Origin of the sequence: Streptomyces sp. 8L (assembly GCF_020176795.1) — a bacterium.
Taxonomy (GTDB): Bacteria; Actinomycetota; Actinomycetes; order Streptomycetales; family Streptomycetaceae; genus Streptomyces.
On the sequence record NZ_JAIUKE010000362.1, the window covers coordinates 1 to 1,814 of the forward strand.

Here is a 1,814-nt window from a genome sequence, read left to right on the forward strand (position 1 = left end):
GGGCGCGCCCGGCGCCCCGCCCCACAGAGTAGTCAAGACCGCGCCGTGGGGCGCACGCCTCAGCGGGCGTCGCCGTCCGCGGCCCCGGACGGGCCGCCCGACTCGGTCCCGGTGCCGTGGGCGTCGACGAGCGCGCGCAGCGCCCGTGCGTCCCGGATGGCGTGCTGCCGTGCGATTCCGGGCTGGATGCCCATCACGGGCAGGCTGGTGCCGTCGCTGAGGTCGAGGAAGACCCAGGGGTCGCCCTGGCGCAGATTGACCCGCAGGATCTCCGCCCAGGCCAGCCGCCGCACCTGTGTGAGGTTCACCACGGTCACCCCATCGGCCTCGGCGACGACCTTCGGTCGGCTGAGCAGCGCGAGGACGCCGAGGAAGATCGCGGCGAGGACGACGAAGCTCGACTGCTCCCAGGGCGCGGCGCTGTCGAGCAGCAGCGAGACGACCGTGATGACGACGAACATGACGATGCCGACGCAGAGGGCCACGATCCGGGTGCGCTGCGGCCGGAACGTGACCGGCAGGGCGGGCGTCCGTGGCGGGGTGGGCGCGGCGTGCATGTGCTCCCGGTCTTCCTCGGGCGGCGTCGTCGGCATCGGCTGGGCTCGTTCCTCGGTGCGGGTGTCTTTCGCTGGTCCCGGCACGGGGGCCGGGCGGTGGGAACCCGGCCGCGGGGGGGGGGGGGCCGGGCCCCGTCAGAGCCGGCAGGCGTGGATGGCGGTGGTGAGGATGGCGCGGGCGCCGAGCGCGTACAGGTCGTCCATGATGCGCTGGGCGTCGACGGTGGGGACCATCGCGCGGACGGCGACCCAGCCCTCGTTGTGCAGCGGGGAGACGGTCGGCGACTCCAGGCCCGGGGTGAGGGCGACGGCCCGCTCCAGGTGCTCGGCGCGGCAGTCGTAGTCCATCATCACGTACGTACGGGCCACCAGGACGCCCTGCAGACGGCGCAGGAACTGCTCGACCTTCGGGTCCTCCTCGGCCCCCGTCCTGCGGACGACGACGGCCTCCGAGGTCATGATCGGCTCGCCGACGATCTCCAGGCCCGCGTTGCGCAGCGAGGTGCCGGTCTCCACCACGTCGGCGATGACCTGTGCCACGCCGAGCTGGATGGCCGTCTCGACCGCGCCGTCGAGGTGGACGACGGAGGCCTTGATGCCGCTGTCCGCGAGGTGGCCCGCGACGATGCCCTCGTAGGAGGTGGCGATCGTCATCCCGCCGAAGTCCGCGATGCCCTGGGCGGTTCCGGGCTTCGTGGCGTAGTGGAACGTGGAGCGGGCGAAGCCGAGCGGCAGGATGGCCTCGGCCTCGGCGCCGGAGTCGACCAGCAGGTCCCGGCCGGTGATGCCGATGTCGAGGCGGCCGGAGCTCACGTAGATCGCGATGTCCCGGGGGCGCAGGTAGAAGAACTCGACCTGATTGGCCGGGTCGACGAGGACGAGTTCCTTGGACTCCTTGCGCTGCAGGTAGCCGGCCTCATGGAGCATCGCCGACGCAGGTCCTGAGAGTGAACCCTTGTTGGGGATGGCGATGCGCAGCATGGGAGCGGCTTCCTTCGGTGCGGGGACGGGTGCGGGTGTTGGTCTGCTGGTGCTGGTGTGCGTACGGAGGCGGTGGTGCGGCCGGCCGGCGCGTCGGCGCGGCGAGAGGCGGTGCCGTGCCGCCGGGGCCGCACGCGGCGGACCGGTGCCCGCGCGCCGCCCCGCCCCCCCCGGCCCGGGGGGGGGGGCCGCGGGGGGGCGGGGGGCGGAGACCTGGGGCCAGCCCCAAGGGCCGGCCGCCGGCACACACCGGCGGAGGGTGAGGGCGTTGTGGGG

2 protein-coding genes are annotated in these 1,814 nt (G+C 74.0%); both read right to left on the minus strand.

What is annotated here, in order from left to right; all coding sequences use genetic code 11:
• Nucleotides 1-59 precede the first annotated feature (59 nt).
• On the minus strand, nt 60-557 hold the full coding sequence (locus LCE31_RS26520) for a PH domain-containing protein (RefSeq protein ID WP_225018478.1): 498 nt from the start codon (nt 555-557) through the stop codon (nt 60-62).
• Between the two features lie 135 nt (nt 558-692).
• The gene (hisG, locus tag LCE31_RS26525; RefSeq protein ID WP_225018458.1) at nt 693-1,538 is read right to left on the minus strand and encodes an ATP phosphoribosyltransferase; all 846 of its coding nucleotides are present in this window, start codon (nt 1,536-1,538) and stop codon (nt 693-695) included.
• Between the last annotated feature and the right edge of the window lie 276 nt (nt 1,539-1,814).

What these genes read in the sequence shown, in the direction of transcription:
- LCE31_RS26520 (WP_225018478.1), bottom strand. Translation starts at nt 557, where the DNA reads ATGCACGCCGCGCCCACCCCGCCACGGACGCCCGCCCTGCCGGTCACG.
- hisG (WP_225018458.1), bottom strand. Translation starts at nt 1,538, where the DNA reads ATGCTGCGCATCGCCATCCCCAACAAGGGTTCACTCTCAGGACCTGCG.